Here is a 20,158-nt window from a genome sequence, read left to right as displayed (position 1 = left end):
TCCACCCTCCCCGGGTCCGGGCGGCCGCCCGATGCAAAGGAGCGCGAACGCTCCACGTGAGAATTCTAACACCCAGCGGGGTGGGGCACTTCCACTTCAAACCCCATCCCGCGCCCGATGCAAAGGAGCGCAAACATGCTTCAACAGATCATCAGCCTCGTATCCGGCTGCGTGACGTTCCTCGGCGGATTCCTCGTCGTCTGGGGCGCCGTCTCCCTGGGCCTCGCCATTCGCGAGCAGCAGGGCGGGTCGCAGATCGCGAGCGCCATCTCGACCATCGCCGGCGGCGCGATCATCATCGCCGCGGCCGTCTACTTCGGGATGCTCGACACGTCCTGGCTCCCGGCGTAGGTGATGCGAATGTCACTTCAGATACCCATACAGAAGGACATCGGCGAGTACCAGGAGAAGATCGTCGGGAAGATGAGCTTCCGGACCCTGGTCTGCGTCGCAGGCGGTTTCGCCTCCGCGATAGCCGCCGCATGCATCGTCTACTTCGGTTTCGGGGTGCCCGTCGCCAACGCGACGCTGCCCGTGATGGCCGCCGCCCTGCCGTTCTGGCTCGCGGGCTTCTGGCGGCCCTTCGACATGAAACTCGAGGAATTCCTACCCCTGCTCGCCGATCACCGGCTCAACGTCCAGCACATGCAGTACCGCCCCTGCGCGGCCGTCGCCTGGCCGGCTCCGGCGCCGAAGCGGACCAAGGCGATGCACAAGCAGCGCAGGAACTTCAAGAAGAAGGGAGGCGAGCTTTATGAGCCGAGCGAAAACAATGCGCAATAAGAAGAACACAGCCCCGGCCAAGAGGACGTCGACCATGGCTCTCCTGTTCGGCGCGTCTAGGAAGAAGGCCGACGAGGGAAAGGCACGCGAAGAGCACCGCAAACGCGAATCGCGCAAACGCTCCAGGGCAAAGGACATCGTCGACTACATCGGCTACGACGCCATGTTCAAAGACGGCATCGCCCAGGTGCACCCGGGACTCTTCAGCGAGACGCTGGAATTCTCCGACATCAGCTACCAGAGCGCGCGCAAGGAAACCCAGGAGAACATCTTCACGGTGCTCTCGAGCGTCTACAACTACTTCGGCGCAGACTCGTCCGTGCAGCTCACCATCGCCAACACTCCCATTCCGAGGCACCTCATCGGCAACAAGCGCTTCTTCGAGGAGACCGGCGGCAAGACCGATCCGCTGGTCGCGGAGTACAACCGCATCCTCAACGACAAGATGCGGGAGGGCGTATCCAACCTGGAGCGCCACCGCTACCTCACCTACGTCGTTGAAGCGGACGACGTCGACGCCGCCGTGCCGAAGCTGGCGCACATAAGGGGCGACGTCACTGCCAGCCTGAACCGCATTCGCTGCGACGTCTCCCGTCTCGACGGCACCGATCGTCTGCGAGCGGTGGACTCCGTGATCCGCCCGCACAAGCGCTTCGAGTTCGACTGGGACAAGCTGTCCCAGTTCCGTGGAATGCGCACCAAGGACCTCATCGCACCGAACCTGCTGGACTTCGCGCCCGCCGGCCGCGCCGACGTCTTCGAATCGGACGGCGTGTTCGGCAGCGTGCTCTCCATCAGGGACTTCGGTGCCGTGCTCGAGGACAGCTACGTCGCATCGATCATCGATCTGCCCATACCGCTGGTCGTCACCATCCACCTGGCGCCCATGAACCAGTCTGACGCGCTCGCCATGGTGAAGCGCCAGCTCGACTGGATGGACAAGGAGATCATCGACGAGCAGATGACCGCGGTGAAGAAGGGCTACGACTACTCGATCCTGCCGCCTGAGCTGCGCTATTCCAAGGAGGAGGCCGAGGAGCTGCTCGACTTCCTGCGGAACAAGAACGAGCGGCTCTTCCGCTACACCGGGACCGTATACACGTACGCCGACAGCCTGGAAGAGCTCGACCGGCAGGTGAACCAGGTAGTGAGCGTGGCGCAGGGCAACTCGCTCGGCATCGTCGGGCTCGACTACCGTCAGAAGCAGGCCATCAACTCGGTGCTCCCGCTAGGCATGAACCACCTCGACGTCGGGCGCTTCCTCACCACGGGCCAGGTCGCCATGCAGATGCCGTTCGCCAGTCAGGAGCTCAACCAGGCGGGCGGCGGTTACTACGGCCAGTCGAAGCAATCCGGCAACCTGGTCATCTGCAACCGGAAGCTGCTGGCGAGCCCCATGGGCTTCGTCTGCGGTATGCCCGGTTCCGGAAAGTCGTTCTCCGTGAAGCGCGAGATCACAAATACAAATACGGTGCTCGCGTACCCCGAGGACGAGGTCATCATCTTCGACCCCGCGGGCGAGTACGGCACGCTCGTGGAAGCCGTGGAGGGCGAGAACATCAGGTTCGCGCCCGACTCCGACAAGCACATGAACCCCTTCGACCTCTCGGACGTTGAGAGCCGCAACAGCGCGGTCCAGATGGCGTTCAAGATCGACGCCTTCCTGGCGCTGTCGTCGGCGATGATGGCCGAAGGATCCGAGGGCCTGCCCGAGGCGGACAAGTCGATCATCACGCGCTGCGTCGAGGCCGCGTACTCACGGGCGGATATGGGCGTGCCCATACTCGAGGACTTCTACGCGATCCTCTCCGAGCAGCCCGAGCGCGAGGCGCGCGACATCGCGCTTCGCTACGAGCGCTTCGTGAAGGGCGCGCTGTCGTTCTTCAACCGGCAGAGCAACGTCGCCTTCGACAACCGCATCACGAACATCGACCTGCACGACCTTTCGAGCAACATGCGCGTGTTCGGCATGCTCACGGCGCTCGAGGCGGTCCGCAACCGCATGTACTACAACTTCGAGCGGGGCGTCACCACCTGGCTCTACATCGACGAGGTCCAGTCGCTCTTCGGCCACCCTGCCATCATCGACTACTTCAGCAAGTTCTGGGCGGAGGGCCGCAAGTTCAACCTGATTTGTACGGGCATCACGCAGAACTCCACCTACATGCTCACGCACGAGGTCGCCCGCAACATGGTGCTGAACTCGGATTTCTGCCTGCTCCACAAGCAGTCCCCGCTCGACAGGAGGAGCTGGGTCGACCTGCTCACGCTCTCGGACACCGAGGCGGGCTACATCGACGACTCCATAAAGGCAGGCGAGGGGCTCCTCGTTGCCGGCGGCGTGCGGGTGCCCATACGGGACAACTTCCCCAAGGGCGGGCTCTACGACCTGTTCAACACGAAGCCCACCGAGGTCGCCGAGCTCAAGCGCCTGGCCAAGTTCGAGGAGAACAAGCAAGGGTCTGGCAGCGGGGCTCATCGTCGAAACCGCAGGCGCAAACGCGCGCAACAGGATGAAGGTGGCAGCAAGTGAGCGCGGCGACGGTGACATACGAGGGCGGCAGCATGGCCGACGTCGTATCCGCCGAGCGCGCCAACGTCGTCAACGGCGGCGTGGTCAAGGACGCGGCGGGGCAATCGAAATCGACGCTCAGGTCGCCGTCCTCGTCGGCGTCCGATCGTGCGAGCGCCCTCACCTCCGTAACGAAGGGCGGCGATGGCGCAGCGAACGCCGGCAAGGTTTCATCTGCTGGCTGCTCGGAAACCGTTGGGAACGGCGCGACAGCCGGACCCGTGCCCGAGAAGGGCGGGGTGGGGCGCCCCTTCGCAAGGGGCGGCAAACCCTCCCCGACCACCGCGGGCGCCTTCAAGACCGGGATCGCCGACGCGGCGGTCGGCACGGCGGTCGACGAGCTGGACGAAACGCCCGAGTTCGAGGGCGTCGGCAGCGCATACGACAAGTCGGTGTCAGCGAGGCGCGTCGCTTCGCGCCTGCGCCGAACCGCATCGGCAAAATCCGCCGGCGCCCACGAGGCATCGGCTTCGGCGACCGCCTCCAAGGCGTCAAAGGCAAAGAAGGCGGCAGCGGCAAGGGAAACCGCCGCGAAAGGCCAGGCGGCAGCCCAGGCGAACGCGGCGAAAGCGGCCGCCGCAACGGCGGGCCAAGCCGCCGGCGCGGCGGGCGACGCGGCATCCACCGCCATCGTCGGCACCGCAGTCGCGAGCGCCGCGGCACCCGTGGCAGGCGCAATCGCCGGGGTCCTCGCGTTCGTGCTCGGCGTCCTGCTCGTCTCGCAGCTCGTGAGCGCCCTCTTCGGCTTCTGGGAAAACGAGGCCATGAAGGACACGGGGCAGCTCACCGGCATCGAGGCGGAAATCGCGGCGGCGCTGAAGGGATACGGCTTCTCCAACGAGTCCACGGCGGCGATCCTCGGCAACCTCAAGGCAGAGAGCGGCATGGACCCGGCCAGCGACGAGAACATGGACGGCCAGTTCAACTACGCCTACGAGCGCGCGTGCGGAATCTTCCAGTACACGTCGACGTCACCCGGAACCGGCGAGTACTGGGCGTTCAAACGGTGGTGCTCAGCCAACGGCAAGACGTGGTCGACGGTAGAGGCCCAGATGGAATGGACCTTCTCCGGGAACTGCGATGGAACGTGGTCCTCTCGTTGGGGCACGGCGCTCGCAAGGAGCGGCTACTACTCCAACTGCCCGGGCTACACAGACGGGGCCTACTACGAGGCCGGCGGGTTCAAAAAGGCCGACGACGTGGTCAAGGCCACCTACTCGTGGATGGCGTGCTACGAACGGCCCGCCAACGGGCAGTACGCCCATCTCGACCGGCGCATCGAGTACGCGAAGGACTACCTGGACAAGCTCACAGCCACGGGAGCCGCCTACTCGGGCAGCAACAAGATCGTCGCCGCGGCGTACAGCCAGCTCGGCGTGCCCTACGTATGGGGCGGCTCGACCCCCGGGGTCGGCCTCGACTGCTCCGGGCTCACCCAGTACTGCTACGCACAGGCGGGAGTGAGCATCGCGCACTACACGGAGACCCAGTACGAGCAGCTCACGGTCGTGCCCCTGTCGCAGGCGCAGCCTGGCGACATCCTCTACAAGCCGGGCCACGTCGCCATCTTCATCGGCGGCGACCAGTACATTCACGAACCGCATACGGGAGACGTATGCAAGATCTCGACGGGCATCGGCTACTTCAGCTGCGCCCTCAGGTACACGGGATAGAAAGGCACCGAACATGGAAAAGAAGAACAAGATCATCGCGGGGCTGGCGCTCGGGGCGGTGACGCTGCTCGTCGCATCGAGCATAGCGCGCTGCTCGCTCGCCCCGGAGGCCGCCGAGCCCGGCGCATCGGGGCCGGAGCAACCGCCGGCGATGGAGCAGCCCCAGCAGCAAGACCCCGAGCCAGAAGGAGGCAGCGACCTCTCCGGGATCGAGAACACCACGTGGAGGTCGGACGACGGGGAGTCGACGCTAACGGTGATGCCAGGGGTGCTCATCGAGAAGACCGAGTCCGCAGAGACCCTCCTCTACTACGACGCGAGCGACGTCGTCGAGACGGAAACCGGGATCACGGCGACGCTCTCCGTGTCGAAGGACAAGGGCGGCCAGGCGACACAGGCGGCGCTCGCGGTGACCAAGGGCAGCGGGCAGGCAAGGCTCGTCTGCGACGCGCTCTCCACCGACTACTCCATGAAGACGGGCGACGCGTCCATCGCGATCACCGGGGCAGATGGCAACCTCACGAGCACCTTCGGCAAGAGCCAGGACGACTTCGCCGCGGCAATCTCGAAATGGGCGTCTTCCAAATCGCCCTACGCGACCAAGGCGACCTGGACCAAGGAGGTCTGGATCGATTACAGGAGCGGCAGCAAGGTGACGACGTTCGCCGTCGACGACGGGGCGGCATCCGTCGTGAGCGTCACGTTGAACGCCGCCGGAGAGCTGGTGGCGTCATGATCGCCGCCGCGCGCGACACGCTCGGGGCGATAGTGCGCGACAGGCGCTTCGGGCTCGCCGGCATCGCGGCGTTCGCGCTATTGGCGCTGCTGCTGGTGCCCGCCCAGCCCGCCTACGCCGACATCGCGGGCGACATCAACAAATGGCTCTGCGGCATCCTGCGCGACGTCTGCAACTGGATCTTCGGCGCACAGGTGAACGTGCTGAAGTCCATCGGCTACGAGGGCATCCTCGGGGCGGACTTCCAGAACATGCTCACCACGTCGGGCACGGTCTCGATGTACGACATATCGCACACGGTTTGGCAGGTGGCCATCCTGCCCATCGGCTGCGGGGTGCTCTCGCTCGTGTTCACCATCAAGCTCATCCAGATCTCGCAGCGCATGGACGGCAACCAGAGCCTGCCCGGTGTGAAGGAAGTCGTGTTCCTGCTCGTCTTCTTCGCGGTGTTCCTGTTCCTCATCCAGAACAGCTTCGAACTCATGCAGGCGATCTACGAGGTCGTGGGGTTCGCGATCGAGCGCACTGCGAACGCGTTCGGAACAGGCGGCCAGCTCGACCTGGCGACGGTCTCGATCGTCACCACCGACGACGACATCCCCGCGCTCATCGCCATGCTCGTCGTCAGCCTCATCAGCTGGCTGGTGGTGCTCATCGCCTACATCGTCTCCCTCGTGGTCTGCTGGGCCCGTGCGCTGCAGCTCTACATCATGGCGGCGTTCAGCCCCATACCGCTGTCGCTCATGGCGCTCGACGACACGCGGCAAATCGGGGTGGGGTACCTGAAGAACTTCACGGCGGTGTGCATAGCGGGGCTGATCATCCTGATTCTGCTCATCTCGTTCCCGATCATCCTGGGTGGGCTCACGGGCGCCAGCCCCGCCTCCGGCACGCCCATCGACAGCGTGGCAAACGGGCTCACCTACGCGCTGCAGTACCTGGCCATGTGCATCCTGCTCATCCTGTCGCTCGCGAAGAGCGGCTCGTGGGCGCGAGACATCGTGAGCGGGTTCTAGAGTGCTGGACCCCGGAAAGGAGGTGGTGACGATGTGCTAGCGAGCGGCCCCGGGCGACGGGGCCATGGAACAATACGCCGCCGACCATATGAAACCGGCGGGGCGGGGCGCTTCCACGAACACTCCCGACCCCATAGATGCGAAGGAGCATTCCCTATGCCGAACGAAAAGAAGAACACCTACATCACGCTCCACAAGAACTTCGTCCGAACCGACATCGAGTACACCGATGCGAAGTCGGGCGAGACGAAGACGTTCAACTCAGTGACCCTGCCCAAGGGCACCGTCATCGACGGCACCGACGTCAGCTACTACCAGTTCAGCCCGCTCTACGTCAACGAATCGAAGTACCGCGGGGAGAACTACGTCGACGTCCCCCTGCTCACCGACCGTCAGATCTGGCTGCAGAAATCCATCCTCGACGCCGAGGGCAACCCGGTCATCGACGAGGCGACCGGGCGCACTGCCAAGGATACCGTGAAGGTCATGCCCGCGCAGATCAAGGATGCCCTCGATCTGGTGCGCAAGGAGTACCTGGGCAACCGCGAGCAGCAACCCCTGGCCGACCGTGCGCAGCACGCCCGCGGCGCATCGGCCGCGCTCGCGGACCGCGACATCCCTTTTGACGCGCAGTCCCGATAAGGAGGTCGCGGGAATGCATGAAACAACAACAGACCAGGCGAGCATCCAGGAAAAGCTTCTCAGGCTCGCGCTCGCCCTGGCCCTCGCGCTCTCGGGAGTGCTTGCCGCGTTGTCCGCGTCGACGCAGGAAGCGTACGCGGCGGAGGCGACGCTCGTAGACTCGGGCGAGCGCGCTTCGACTTCTACCAGACCGACAGCAGCACGGGCCAGCACTGGGCCGACTCGCGCTTCGTCATCGACGGCGAGGACGCCTACTGCATCCAGATCACCGACACCGCCTACGTGGGTTCGACCTACAGCTCGCGGGGCATGGACCCCGGCATGGCGCTGCGGATCGGGCTCTACAAGCAGTACCTCGACACCGAGTACTCCGGATGGTCGTACCTCAAACGGGGCGGCTACCTGCAGTACATGATCTGGTGCGAGTACACGCCCGGCTACATGAGCGACAACGTCACGCCCGACAACGGCGACTTCTACGACGTGTACGCCGCCGCGAAGAGCTACTACGGGCAGCACGAGGACGAGTACGAGGCGTCCGGCACCGAATGGGTCAGCTCCGACTCGCAGAGCATGTGCGTCGCCCCCAGGCTCACGCCGAAGGGCACCATCGAGGTCATGAAGACCTCGGGCATCAGGCAGCTCACCGATGTCAACGGGTGCTACACATTGGAGGGCGCGGTCTACACGGTGTACTCAGACAAGGCGTGCGCCCACAAGGTCGGAACCATCACCACCGACGTCAACGGTAAGGGCAAGCTCGAGCACGTGACCACGGGGACGTACTGGGTCCAGGAGACCAGCCCCTCTGCGGGCTACTCCCTCGACCCGGGCAAGTACGAGGTCGAGGTCGAGGCCGGCAAGACCGTATCCACCGGAGGCAAGGACGGCGTTGCCGAGATTCCGCAGTCCGACCCGGTCGGCATGCTCGTCGGCAAGGTTGACGCCACCACCAACGCCAACAGGCCCGAAGGCTCCGCATCACTCGCCGACGCCCAGTTCACCGTCAGGTACTACGACGGCTACTACGGAAGCGCCGAGGCGGCCGCGGCATCCGGCGATCCGACCAGCACGTGGGTATTCAAGACCGACTCCGACGGCTTCGCCTACTACTCCGACGAGTACAAGGTGTCCGGACCCGCCCTCTACCGCCAGACCAACGGCGACGCCTCCATCCCGCTCGGCACCGTGGCCGTCGAGGAGACGAAGGCGCCCACGGGCTACAACCTCGACGACGGCCAGGGCGGCGCCCCGCAGGTCTTCAGCATCCAGATCACATCCGACGGCGTCGAGGGCGAGAGCGTCTACACGTACAACTCCCCGACGAGCCCCGACACCGTGAAGCGCGGCGACTACCGCCTCGTGAAGGAAGCCCAGGCCGAGATCTACGACGAGGACGGCAACCCCCAGGAGACCACCCGCGTGCTCGTCGAGGGCGTCCGGTTCCAGCTGATCAACTCCAGCGAGAACAGCATCGCGTCCCCTGAAAGCGGCAACGAGATCGCGCCCGGCGACGTGGTGTGCACCATCACGACCGACGAGAACGGGCTGGCCACCACCAAGGCCATCGATCTTCCTGAAGGCTGGACGGCGGCGCTGGCGTACGGCACCTACACCGTGCACGAGGTCGTCCCCGACGACGTCGCAGCGGCGTTCAAGGCCGAATGGGGCAAGGACCTCATCGCGGCGCCCGACTGGAAGGCCTCCATCAGCGAGGAAGGCCAGTACGACCTGCCCCCGCTCGTGAACAACCACATCCCCCAGACGCCGCTCAAGGTCGTCAAGACCGACGCGGAGACCGGCAAGCAGGTTCCGCTCCAATGCAGCTTCCAGCTGGCCGACGAAGCCGGCAACCTCGTGACGTACACGAGCCACTATCCGGATGAGCAGGTCATGGACACCTGGACTACAAATACCGAAGGCGAAGTGACGCTGCCGATGCTGCTGGAGGAGGGCACGTACACCATCACCGAGGTGCAGGCGCCCTACGGCTACGTCCTCGAGCTCGAGGGCCAGCAGCTCGACGTGGGAACCGTCTACAACGGATGGGAGGAACCGATCGTCGTCGAATTCGAGGACATGCCCCAGAAGGGCGTCATCAAGGTCGTGAAGCACGACTCCACCACAGACGAGGCCGTTTCCGACAGCACCTACATCGTCAAGGCCGCCGCCGACATCGTCACCCCCGAGGGCACCGTGCGCGCGGGCGCCGGCGACATCGTGGCCACCCTCGTCACCGACGAGAACGGCGAGGCATCGACCGGCGAGCTCTACCTGGGCAGCTACACCGTCTACGAGGCGAAGGCAAAGGACGGCTTCGCCCTAAACGTGGACGAGGAGACCGTGGAGCTGGCATACCAGGGACAAGAGGTTGACGTGTTCACGCACGAAGAGCCCGTCGCAGACACTCCGACCGAGATCAAGCTCCACAAAGTCAGCGCGACCGATATCGACGTTCCCGTGGAGGGCGAGACCTTCCGCGTCTGGAACGACGATGGCACGTTCGACGAGGAGCTCACCACCAACGCAAACGGCGACATCTCCATCAAGTACATCAAGCACGGCTCCTACCATGTTCAGGAGACCGCAGCTCCGCAAGGCTACGTCATCCACGACGTGGACGACGAAGGTAAAGCAAAAATCCACGACTTCACGGTCAACGACCAGGGCATGATCTCCTTCGACGGCAGCGAGGACATGACCGACGTGTTCGGGTGGACCGTCGAGAACATGCCCAAGGACATGCGCACCACCGCAACCGACAAGAGCAGCGGGACCCACGAGGGCCAGGCGCGCGAGCAGATGGTCATCGTCGACACCGTGGAGTACTCGGGCTGCATCCCCGGCGACGAGTACACCGTCACCGGCACCCTCATGGACAAGGCCACCGGCGAGAAGGCACTCGATTCGCAAGGCGAGGAAATCACCGCATCCGCTACGTTCAAGGCCGAGGACTTCACCGGCACAGTCGAGATCGAGTTCACCTTCGACGGCGCGGGCCTCGCAGGCCACGACTTGGTCGCTTTCGAGACCATGTCGCACGAGGGCGAGGAGTACATGGTCCACGCCGACATCTCCGACGAGGGCCAGACGGTGAAGGTCATCGACATCCACACCACGGCGACCAACCCCGAGACCGGCGACAACCTGGGCAGCACCGCAGAAGAGCTCGAGCTCACCGACACGGTTGCGTACGAGAACCTCACCCCCGGCAACAAGTACAAGCTGACCGCCACGCTCTACGACTCGGCCGAGGGCAAGGAGATCCTCGACGCCGACGGCAACGTCGTTTCCGCCGAGACCGAGTTCGCCCCCGAGGCGGAGGAAGGCACCGTCGACATCCCCATGACGGTCGAGACCGAGGGCATCTCGGGCCATACGCTCGTCTTCTTCGAGCGCCTGCTGGACGCCGAAGGCAACACCGTGGCGACCCACGCGGACGCCGAAGACGAGGGCCAGTCGGTCCACTTCGCCGGCATCCGAACCAACGCGGTCGACGCAGACGACGGAGACAAGAACGTCGTCGCGGACGGCACCGCGCAGGTGACCGACACGGTGACCTACGCGAACCTCGTGCCCGACAAGGAGTACGTGCTCACCGGCACGCTCATGGACAAGGCGACCGGAGAGCCGCTTAAGGACGCCAAGGGCAGCATCGTGACCTCCACCGCGGCGCTCACGCCCGAGAAGGCAGACGGCACGGTCGATGTAGCCTTCGAGTTCGACGCCACCGGCCTCGAGGGAAAGACGCTCGTCGCCTTCGAGACTCTCACGCGCGACGGGGTAGAGGTCGCGGTCCACGCCGACGTCGACGACGCCGACCAGACGGTCGAGCTCTACACGCCCGACGAGGAAACCCCCGAGGGCGGCATGCCCGGCAAGGGCTATCCCAAGACCGGCGGGTCCGTGCCCGTGGCGCCCATAGCCGCGAGCATCGTGGTCCTCTCCGGCTGCGCGGCCGCAGGCGCGGCGTACGCGCTGGGCAAGCGCCGCAAGGGCATCGCGGCCGATTCCGGCGAGGAGCCGGGAGCCGAACCCGGGGAATAGCGCCCGGACCAGACCGACCGCAAGGACGGGGCGGGCGTTCGCGCCCGCCCCTCCGACTTTTAAGGAGAAAACGATGCGCAACGCGAAGCTGCTCATCTTCCCGCTCGGGGGCCTCGTCCTGATGGTGGCGGTAGCCCTCGTCCTCACCTGGGTCACGGCAACGCCGCACGAGAGGGACGACATGTCCTACTGGGTCTCGGAGCACATCGGCGGCGGGGAGCCCGAGGACGCCCGGCAGATAGACTGGGCCTCGCTGCCCCCCGAGATAATCGCATGGGTGGAGGTCCCCGGCACGGACATCGACGAGCCGATCGTGCAGGCCGATCCCGCGTACCCGAACCGCTGGCTCTACGCCGACGTGTTCGGCGAGGGCGGGTACGGCACGCCCTACATCGACTGCGACTGCAGCCTGGAGGGGCCCTTCACCATCGTCTACGGCCACCACATGGACGACGGCAGCGTGTTCGCCGACTTCGCGAGCTACAGCGACGCCGACTACGCGCGGGAGCACCAGATGATTAACCTCTACACCCGCGCAGACGATCAGCGCCATGAGCTGAAGGTCGTAGCAGTCGACGTAGTCAACGCGAGCTACGAAACCCTGCAGACGGAGTTCAAAAACGAGAAGGAGTTTGCCGAGTACGTCTCAACGTGTTTGGCTCAAAGCGATATTGTTTTTGAGCGGCAAACAGATATCGAGCATCTCTACGCTTTCGCAACATGTTCTTATGAGACCTGGAACTCTCGTACGGTTGTGTATGCCAAACCAGCTGGCATGGGCGCCGTCTAATGCCCTGACGAAAATCGGAGGTTGAATGACCCGGTTTTCAGCAAGGGATTCTATTATGAACAAATTATTGGAGTTAAGATTAAACGGTGGGCAAATCTCAGCATGAAGGAGCAGAGGGGTCATGCCAAAGAACAGGGAGCTTGCCGACTACATCATGGACCAGCTGTCCGATCTGGGGGGCATACGCAATATCCCAATGATGGGCGGGTATGTGTTCTACTACAGGGAGCGGATATTCGGTGGGGTTTACGAGGACGGCTTCATGGTGAAGATCACAGAGGCCAGCAGGAAGTCCATGCCGGACAGCGAGCCGGAGCCCCCATACGAAGGCGCAAAGCCCATGCTGCCGGTGACCATCTTGGACAACAAGATAGCGCTGCAGAATATGGTGGAAGCGATGTATCCGGAGCTGCCGGAAAGAAAGGCGAAGAAGAGAAAGGCATAGAACATGGTCATGGTCGGGCAGCTTCCGTTTTCAGCTAGGGGTTCAGCCTAAAGGATTCGCACGGTCACCGGCAAGCATGTTGGCCTTGCCGTGCTCGAATGTGCAGCCGGTGATAGAGCTCTTGGGAATACGCCCATTAACGTCGTGGGCTCAAACCGGACCTTCGCGAGGTCGGACAGATGTTTCGATTCGCTATCCGCGCGCCATCTTCTGGAGGTTCCGCAGCTTCCAGAGCGCCTCGGGGCTCCTTGACGCGGCGCCGGCCGTTTCGGCGTCCGCGAAGAGGAGGCCCGGCCGGTAGTCCGCATCCGCGAGCCTGTCCAGATACTCCCTCTCGGCATCGTCTCTCGGGAGCACGCGGCGCCTCACGAACTCCTCGGCACCCTCCATGAGCCCCGCGAGCGTTGGCTTCTCGTCGCGCAGGCGGAGCATGGGCAGCAGTTGGTCCTCCAGCTCGTCCTGCCTGTCCCCGAAACGCCCGGCGCGGCCCTCGAACGGCAGCGGGAACCTCGCCGACAGCGAGGCGTAGAAGAGCACGGCCTTGTGGAAGAAGGCTTCCTCGTTGCCGTCCAGCCCGTCGGCGTATCCGCCGAGGTTCGAGATGTCGTAGAGGTCTCGAACCTTGACCCTGTCGAAGAAGGCCTTGACCTTCCCGCCGGCGAGCTCGGCGTCGCCGAACATGAGCACGCCGGTATCCGGGCGGAGCGGGCACGACCGCAGCGTGGGCGCGGCGAGCGGCGAGCGGTTCATGTAGATGCAGTCGATCTTGACGTGGTCGGGACCCCACGCGCCGCCGTAGCGCAGCGTGAAGGTCCTTCCCGCGTGGCCGCCCCCTCCAGGGCTCACGGCGTACCCGAGCGCGGTCGCCACCTCCTCGATGGCGGTCTCGACGAGGGGGCGCTCCGCGAGCATCGCGGCGCGGTCGACGGCGCCCACGTACGACACGTCGATGTCGACCGAGAGCCGGGGCGCCCCGAGCATGAAGAGGTTGATGGCGGTGCCTCCGTGCATGGCGAGCTTGCCCCGCAGATCGGGATGCTGTCCCATCTCCTCGAGGATGTCGAGGAGCCTGTTCACCTTGTCTGCCGTTCTCGGCTGGAACTCGTCCATGCTCACGATACCCACGAGCGCACCTCCTCCTCCGTCTCCGGCAGCGTCATGCGCCACCTATTTGACCAGCCGCGCGATTCGGACGACCGCTTGTCGAGTTTGGAGGTCACGCCAGCGCACCTCTCCTGCAGTTGTTCGATTGCATATTCGGGCACGCGCCAATGCTCCGCCTTCGCCTCGAGCAGCCAGCCCGCCCTCGCGGCGAGCGACGCGCTGTCGGCGCATGCGAGCTCGGCGACGACCGCCGAGTCCACGTACGGCATGGCGGAAAGGGACCTGACCGCCTCCTCGATGCCGCCCGACCATTCCGGGTGCTTCAGGCAGTCCACGATGGTCTGCTCCCGCGTGGTCGCGAGCGCGCTGCCGAATGCGCTGCCGCGCACCCTTCGGCTGGGCACGGCGTCGTCGGCCGGGTGCGGGACGTAGTCGATGCCGCCGAAGGAGAACGGGGCTCTGGCGCGGTCGGTTCGGAACCTGCACTCGAAGGCGACGTTGTGCGCGACACCGAGGGCTTCGAGGGCGGTGTGGTACGAGAGGACGGCGCCTGGGTCGAGGGCCGTGACGACCTCGTAGGGGTCGACGCCCACGCCCTCGAACCTGCCCGCGTGCGAGGCGTAGAGCCCGCGCCGCACGCGCTCGACCTTTCCCGAGGCGAGCGCGAGCTTGAGCTGCTTCCGGGCGGAATCCTCGGAATCGGACTCCGCGAGCAGGCCCTCGGTGGTGAACACGTGGTGGGTCGCTATGTACCTGGTGAACTTCATGATTAGAGATTCTATCAGAAATGGGTATGATACATACCCATAAGCATATGTATTCGTAATCATATTGACGCGGTGAGTCCCGAAAGCGCATCCGATCGCGCCGTCATGGCTGCCCCTACATGAACCTGAACGCCGCGCGAACCAGAAAGCGCGCGAATGCGCCGGCCAGCTTAATCAACGTCCTCATGGTCCAGTCCCTCCATCCAGCTGTCGTACTCGTCTTCCTCTTCGTTTTCCTCGTCCTCTTCTGGTGCGACCCCCATCGCCTGCAACGTGTTCACCAGCGCAAGGCTGCAGCCGCACATGCGGGCGATGTCTTCGGGTGCGGATCCTGCGGGGGCTGCCCTCGTGAGCACCTCGAACAGCGCCACTGCCTTGTCGACGGTGGAGAGGTCGTCGCTGTTGCTGATCCAAGCGGAAGCCGTCTCGTCGAGCCGCAGCATGTCCACGAGCTCGCCGCAGATTCTCTGCAGGGCTATGTCGCTTCCGATGCTCACGGTCTCGATGCCGGCAACCTCTTCGCTCTCGGCGAGCAGGAAGCGCCAGCCCTTCTTGCGTCGCGCCACGGGAATCTCGTCGTCCGGGATGTCGCCGCGGTATGACTGGCTCGCGTCGTAGCTGTGAGCGGCTAGCCAGATGCCGGTCTTGTCCAGCTGGTCGAGCAGGATCTCGAAGTCGGTGAGCATGTTCGCGTTGCCGAAGGGCTCCGACTTGGTGAAGGTGTCGGTATCGAAGACGTCGACGCGGTTGTTCCTGTACCGGATGCGGATCTCCATCAGCGCTCTCCCTTCTCACGGTTGCTGCGCTGCATGTCGCGGCGCTTGTGCTGGTGTTTCTCGGCAGCCTTTTTCTTGCCGGCACTGTGCGAGGAATCGGCTTTCATCTTTACGCCCTTTGTCTTGGCAGAAATCCTGGGGAGCAGCCCGTTAGCCGCAGTGAAGTCGCGCGCCTCGCGCAGGGCCTCTAGCGACTTGCGCTCGGATTCGCTGCCGTTGCCGCTTCCGATGCACTTCTCGACCGTCCCAATCCTGGCATCGCAGTCGGCGATGCTGCGTATCCCGAAGCGTGAGCAGGTCTCCAGCGCTTTCGCCATGCGATCGAGCTCGGCGAGGTCGTTAAGCACCACGGCATCCTTCGCCGCCTTCAGGATCGCCCGGGAGGAAGCTGCGTCGGGGTGGTAGGTCGCCTTGTTCTCGAAGCCGTTCTCAAGCGAGCGTCGGCTGTAGAGGTAGCCGAGACGCCCGCCGGTCACCTTGCACTTGGGGTCGTCTGCAAGCGAGTAGATCCAATCACGGTTGGTCGCCTTCGGCGAGTTGTCCGCCACTGCAACTCCAAGCATATCCAGGATGCTTCGGAACTCGCCCTCGTTGCGTGCAAGTCCCTTCGCCACTGATACGCGGCTGCGTATGTCCGCGACCCAGGAGTACCCGCCGCTGTCAACGAGCTCGCGCTCGGGCCGGCTCATGTACGTCGGCTGCATGGTCCTGGCGGTCTTCTCCGGCTCGTCCTTCGCAGCCAGGCGCGACAGGCCCTCGCGGTGCTCCATCACGTTCGAGAGCCCGCTCAGGCCCCTCTCTCGCGCCATGTCCTGCAGGGCGCGGTTCAGCTCGAAGGGGTTGTCGGTGTGCAGCCGGTTGCCGGTGACAAGGTTGGTGCAGTTGACGACCAGGTGCGCGTGCGGGATCCGGTTCTGGTTGTCGTCGTGGTACACGATGGCCACTTGGTAGTCGCCGAAGAACCTCATGGCCCACGCTCTTGCGAGCTCGCGCAGGGCGGGAAGGTCGATATGGTCATCGGGGTCGGGCGAGATGATGAAGTGCTTGTAGGTGCGGGCGCGCCTGCCCTCGTACGGTTCGTCGTTGCCGCATCGGGCCCGTGTCGCGTCCATCTCGTCGGCCCACTCAACGACCTCCTTCATCGCCTCGTCGTAGCCTTCCATATCGCGCTCGTCCCACGACAGATTGAAGAAGTCGCGCGCCAAGGCGCGGTTGCGCTTCTCCAGGTACGTCTTCACCTTCTGGCAGCTGGTGTGCCCCGATATCGCCTTTACTATCGGCATCACTGACCACCCACCAGAGTAGTGCCCTCAAGTTTCCGGATCCTGTTCTCGACGTCGTGCTCGCCGGCCCTCACATCCTCCAGGTTGCGGTTGGCGCGCTCGAGCTGCTCGACGAAGTAGTCGATGTTGTTGCCGCCGCGGCTGGCGAACAGCGCGATGGTGTTCAGCGCGTGCACGGCCTGGTTGTAATGGTGGCCCCAGCGGACGAGCTCGCCGTAGATCTGCGACATGGCCTTCGTGTCCAGGGCGACGACCTCGCCGCCGCCTTCGTCCGCCTTCACGGGGATGCGGATCATGTAGCGCAGGTACTCCGACGGGGCGAGCTCGAGCTCCTCGGCGTGCTCGTGGAAGCACTCGAAGTCGGCTTCGGAAAGCCGGCAATGGACGAACCTTTCCTTCCGTTTCGTCAAGGTCTTCTCCTTTGCATCGCCGGCTTTATGTGGAAGCAGCCGGCATTTCCTTGTCTGCTAGCAACGGGGAGCGGGGGCAGCCCCCGCAGTCATCCGCAGGCGCCGGCAAGTCGGCGGCGCGGGCGGATGACGTATGCCCGGGGCGGGGTGGGGCGGTCGACGGCGGAGGTCGGTGCCATGCTCGACCAACCCTCCCCGACTCCCCGGGCCAAGTGCCATCTTGTGAGCGTTCGGACGAACGTGATACAAGATGGGCTACTTGCTACGATTGGCATCTGACGCCCTCCGCGGACGAGTCCGCATCGGAAGCCGCGCGTTCCTGCAATTCCCGCACGATTCCGGCGATCTCGCCGATGGTCTCCAGGTCCGCCTTCGCGATGGTTGCGCCCATGGAGGCGGCGTAGCCGGCGAGGTTCTTGCGGGAGCGCGAGAGCCGCGCGTCGGGCCGGGTGACGGAGCCGATGGCAGCCTGGATGGCGTCGGTGCGCTGCCGCTTGCCGAGCCCCTCGAGCGAGACCTCCGACGCGATCCGCGACTGCTCGGCGCGGGGCAGGGCGGCGAGCAGGGAGACCGTCTTCGCGGAGATCTCGCCCGTGTCGGCAGCCGCCTTCCACTCGTCGGCCAGGTCGTCCTCGATGGCCTTCGCAAGCGCCTCCTCGCGCCTGATGGTCTTGCCGGAGACGCGCCTGCCGGTCTGCTCGGCCAGGATGTCTGCCTTGACGTCCTCTGTGCGCTTTCCCGAAAGGCTCGGGTCCTCGAGGCGCTTGCGCCCGACCTCGATTCCCAAAGCGCGGGTCGCGGCAGCGCGCTCGGTGATCGAGAGCTCGCGCACGAAGTAGTTCGCCGTGTGCAGCAGCACGAGCGCCTGCGCGTCGTCGACGCCCTCGACGACGCGGCACGGCATCTTGGCGTAGGCGCCGTCGCGCTTGGCGAGCATGGCGTACGCCGCCTTGCGCCGGTGCCCGGAGAGCATCTGCCACGAGCCGTCAGGGAGCTTCCGCACGAGCGGCAGGTCGGTGAGCCCGTCGCGCCCTATCGAATCGGCGAGCGCGCGTATGCCGGCCTCGTCCATGGAATAGGCGGTGTTCTCGGGGTGGTCCCCGATCTCCGAAACCGGGATCTCCACGACGGGGAAGCGGCTGCGGGTCTTTGACGACGAGTCCAAGAGGCCGCTGATGGAGAAGCCGGCGGCAACGTCGCTACGCGCACTCATGGTCGATCTCCTCCGCGAGCGCCAGGTAGTCCCGGGCGGGCGGCTCCTCGGCTCGAACGCCACCACGGGCTTCCACTGCCACGAGCCCTCCCCGACCTTCGTCGAGGCGTGGATGACGGTGCTGAACTGCTCGTCGGGGAAGAAGCTGTCGAGCACCTGGGCGCCGGTCGCTTCGCTGCGGGTCTCGCGCCCCGGGACACAGGTGCGCAGGATGCGGAACTTCGGCGTCGCCATGCGCAGCGCGTCTGCGATGGCGCGCATGGCGCTCACCGTGAGGGCGGTGCCGCGCATGACCGAGCCGTCCAGCTTCACGGGGATGACTATCATTCCGCTGCCAGACGCTGCCAGGTAGGCGTTGAAGGCGAGCCGCTTCATCACGGGGCTGCAGTCGATGATGCAGGTGTCGAAGTCGCCGGCGGCGTCGTCGAGCGCGGACTTCAGGCGCTGCTCGCGCAGAAGCAGCTCGTTCTGGTCGATGAGATCGATGACCGAGGGGACGACGGAAAGGCCCTCGATACCGGTTTCGTACGCCACGTCGGCAACAGGAGCGTCTCCGTAGAGCAGCTCGACCGACGTCCTCCTCTCCGCCTCCGCCCGCTCGTAGAGCCCGAAGAAGTCGGTGGCGGACGCCTGCGGGTCCAGGTCGATGAGCAGCACCCGCTGCCCGCGTTCGGCGTAGATGGTCGCCAGGTTCACGGCGGTCGTGGTCTTGCCCACGCCGCCCTTGTAGTTGCTTATGGCGAGAGTGCGCACAAGCCCCTCCTTCGCATCGTGCCCGGCGGGCGAAGAATGTGGAAGAGGCCCGCCGGGCGCCCTGTGTATCACGTTCTCCATTGTATCAGAAAACCGTTCATTAGTGAACGGTTTATTAATCCGAGGATAGCAGAGTATATGCCTGGGACTCCGACGGAACCGTTTCGGGAACCCGAGACATTCCCGAAACGGCGGACGGGTGCAGGGCGCCTGCGCCTTGCCGCGGGGCCGGGGCGCGCAGCCCCGGAGGGCAGGTGGGACAAGCTGTCCCAGTGACGACGGCCTCCCTCCCGCTTCGCACGCCGAGCGCCCCGGGCTCGGGGCGCTCGGCGCTTCGCCGTCACTGGTTCTCGTCGAAGGCGCAGAAGTCCAGCAGGTCCTCGACGTTCTTTCGCGTGAACCTCAGGGACTGCCCGATGCGCGTGCCGGTCAGGGCGCTGTCCTTGATTAGCCGGTACACCGTCGTGGTGCTCACCTGCAGGTAGGCGGCCAGGTCCTTGATCGTGAGCAGCGGCTCGAGCCCCAGCTCCTCGGCGCGCATCTCCATCGTCGCTTGCGTCATGTGGAACACATCCTTTCTCGGTTGTTCGGGGGTGCCGCCCCGGGCGCGGTGCCCGGGGCGGCCTCGGCGTTGCCGGCGGATCGCTACTCGGTCGCGGCGGCGATCGTCCCGGACCCCAGGCAGTTGATGTGGTGCCTCAGGAGCGCCCGGTCCTCGCCGATGACCAGCATCGCGATTTGATCAAAGCGGATGGCGACGTCCACGTTGTCCGGGTCGTCCCCGTGCTGGCCGAGCCACTTGGCCGCGTTGACCTCCATGCGCTCGCGGGCCCCCAGGCCCTCCTCGGGCATTCCCTTCTCGGCACCTTTGCGGGCCTGCACGTCGCAGAACACGATCGCGTCCTCGTCGCGCGCCACCACGTCGATGTAACCTCCGTCCTCGGACTCCCACCCGGTGTCCGATGACCTCGCAACCGCGACGGTCGAGGAAGGTTGCCGCTGCCTTGATGGCCTTCTGCTTGAGTTCGAACATGGCTGACCTCCTTGGTTCCCGGCGGTTCGCCCCTTTGGCCTTCCGCCTTGCGGCGCGGCTGACGCTCGGGCTCCGGCGGGCGTGCAAGGGTGGAAAGCGAAGGAGGGTTTAGAAG

General features: G+C 65.0%; 18 protein-coding genes. 10 read left to right on the top strand and 8 right to left on the bottom strand.

The genetic code is table 11. The annotated features are described in order from the left end of the window. The first annotated feature begins 135 nt into the window (after positions 1–135). The 10 genes from NOV21_RS03720 to NOV21_RS03675 all read left to right on the top strand — a co-directional run bounded on the left by NOV21_RS03720 (position 136) and on the right by NOV21_RS03675 (position 12,704). On the top strand, positions 136–351 hold the full coding sequence (locus NOV21_RS03720; protein WP_035097494.1) for a hypothetical protein: 216 nt from the start codon (positions 136–138) through the stop codon (positions 349–351). A gap of 9 nt (positions 352–360) precedes the next feature. Beyond that, positions 361–783, top strand: a complete 423-nt coding sequence (locus tag NOV21_RS03715; protein ID WP_283171484.1) for a PrgI family protein — start codon at positions 361–363, stop codon at positions 781–783. Positions 784–817: 34 nt separating this feature from the next. Next, on the top strand, positions 818–3,316 hold the full coding sequence (locus NOV21_RS03710) for a VirB4-like conjugal transfer ATPase, CD1110 family (RefSeq protein ID WP_283171483.1): 2,499 nt from the start codon (positions 818–820) through the stop codon (positions 3,314–3,316). Then, positions 3,313–5,028 (top strand): phage tail tip lysozyme, encoded by a 1,716-nt coding sequence (locus NOV21_RS03705; RefSeq protein ID WP_283171482.1) that lies wholly within the window; start codon positions 3,313–3,315, stop codon positions 5,026–5,028. Before NOV21_RS03710 ends, NOV21_RS03705 begins: the two co-directional genes overlap by 4 nt. 13 nt (positions 5,029–5,041) lie before the next feature. Next, positions 5,042–5,764: a hypothetical protein gene (locus NOV21_RS03700; RefSeq protein ID WP_283171481.1), complete on the top strand. Its 723-nt coding sequence runs from the start codon at positions 5,042–5,044 to the stop codon at positions 5,762–5,764. Next, positions 5,761–6,780 carry a VirB6/TrbL-like conjugal transfer protein, CD1112 family gene (locus NOV21_RS03695; RefSeq protein ID WP_283171480.1) on the top strand — a complete coding sequence of 340 codons (1,020 nt, stop codon included), beginning with the start codon at positions 5,761–5,763 and terminating at the stop codon, positions 6,778–6,780. The genes NOV21_RS03700 and NOV21_RS03695 overlap by 4 nt, the downstream gene beginning before the upstream one ends. Before the next feature lie 156 nt (positions 6,781–6,936). Further along, positions 6,937–7,422, top strand: coding sequence for a DNA gyrase (locus NOV21_RS03690; protein WP_283171479.1), 486 nt, complete (start codon positions 6,937–6,939; stop codon positions 7,420–7,422). Positions 7,423–7,743: 321 nt separating this feature from the next. Next, positions 7,744–11,469, top strand: a complete 3,726-nt coding sequence (locus tag NOV21_RS03685; protein ID WP_283171478.1) for a VaFE repeat-containing surface-anchored protein — start codon at positions 7,744–7,746, stop codon at positions 11,467–11,469. Positions 11,470–11,542: 73 nt separating this feature from the next. Beyond that, positions 11,543–12,259: a class B sortase gene (locus NOV21_RS03680; RefSeq protein WP_283171477.1), complete on the top strand. Its 717-nt coding sequence runs from the start codon at positions 11,543–11,545 to the stop codon at positions 12,257–12,259. Between the two features lie 121 nt (positions 12,260–12,380). Further along, positions 12,381–12,704 (top strand): TfoX/Sxy family protein, encoded by a 324-nt coding sequence (locus NOV21_RS03675; RefSeq protein ID WP_164504477.1) that lies wholly within the window; start codon positions 12,381–12,383, stop codon positions 12,702–12,704. 192 nt (positions 12,705–12,896) lie between these two features. Here the strand turns inward: NOV21_RS03675 and NOV21_RS03670 are convergent, their stop codons facing one another. From NOV21_RS03670 to NOV21_RS03635, 8 genes are all read right to left on the bottom strand, one after another. Further along, positions 12,897–13,829: a nucleotidyl transferase AbiEii/AbiGii toxin family protein gene (locus NOV21_RS03670; RefSeq protein WP_283171476.1), complete on the bottom strand. Its 933-nt coding sequence runs from the start codon at positions 13,827–13,829 to the stop codon at positions 12,897–12,899. Then, positions 13,817–14,575: a type IV toxin-antitoxin system AbiEi family antitoxin domain-containing protein gene (locus NOV21_RS03665; protein ID WP_283171475.1), complete on the bottom strand. Its 759-nt coding sequence runs from the start codon at positions 14,573–14,575 to the stop codon at positions 13,817–13,819. Before NOV21_RS03665 ends, NOV21_RS03670 begins: the two co-directional genes overlap by 13 nt. Before the next feature lie 170 nt (positions 14,576–14,745). After that, positions 14,746–15,351: a hypothetical protein gene (locus tag NOV21_RS03660; RefSeq protein ID WP_283171474.1), complete on the bottom strand. Its 606-nt coding sequence runs from the start codon at positions 15,349–15,351 to the stop codon at positions 14,746–14,748. After that, the gene (locus tag NOV21_RS03655) at positions 15,351–16,634 is read right to left on the bottom strand and encodes a relaxase/mobilization nuclease domain-containing protein (protein ID WP_283171473.1); all 1,284 of its coding nucleotides are present in this window, start codon (positions 16,632–16,634) and stop codon (positions 15,351–15,353) included. The genes NOV21_RS03660 and NOV21_RS03655 overlap by 1 nt, the downstream gene beginning before the upstream one ends. Next, positions 16,634–17,044, bottom strand: coding sequence for a DNA-binding protein (locus NOV21_RS03650; RefSeq protein ID WP_283171472.1), 411 nt, complete (start codon positions 17,042–17,044; stop codon positions 16,634–16,636). The genes NOV21_RS03655 and NOV21_RS03650 overlap by 1 nt, the downstream gene beginning before the upstream one ends. Positions 17,045–17,306: 262 nt before the next feature. Further along, positions 17,307–19,010 carry an AAA family ATPase gene (locus NOV21_RS03645; RefSeq protein ID WP_283171471.1) on the bottom strand — a complete coding sequence of 568 codons (1,704 nt, stop codon included), beginning with the start codon at positions 19,008–19,010 and terminating at the stop codon, positions 17,307–17,309. Positions 19,011–19,350: 340 nt separating this feature from the next. After that, on the bottom strand, positions 19,351–19,572 hold the full coding sequence (locus NOV21_RS03640) for a helix-turn-helix domain-containing protein (RefSeq protein ID WP_283171763.1): 222 nt from the start codon (positions 19,570–19,572) through the stop codon (positions 19,351–19,353). 83 nt (positions 19,573–19,655) lie between these two features. Continuing rightward, positions 19,656–20,158: YraN family protein (locus NOV21_RS03635; RefSeq protein WP_283171762.1), on the bottom strand; the 503-nt coding region annotated here is incomplete at its 5' end.

Origin of the sequence: Curtanaerobium respiraculi (assembly GCF_024609215.1) — a bacterium.
GTDB lineage: Bacteria > Actinomycetota > Coriobacteriia > Coriobacteriales > Eggerthellaceae > Curtanaerobium > Curtanaerobium respiraculi.
The sequence above is the reverse complement of the archived record's forward strand: the minus strand, read 5'-3'. Positions and strand labels throughout refer to the sequence as shown.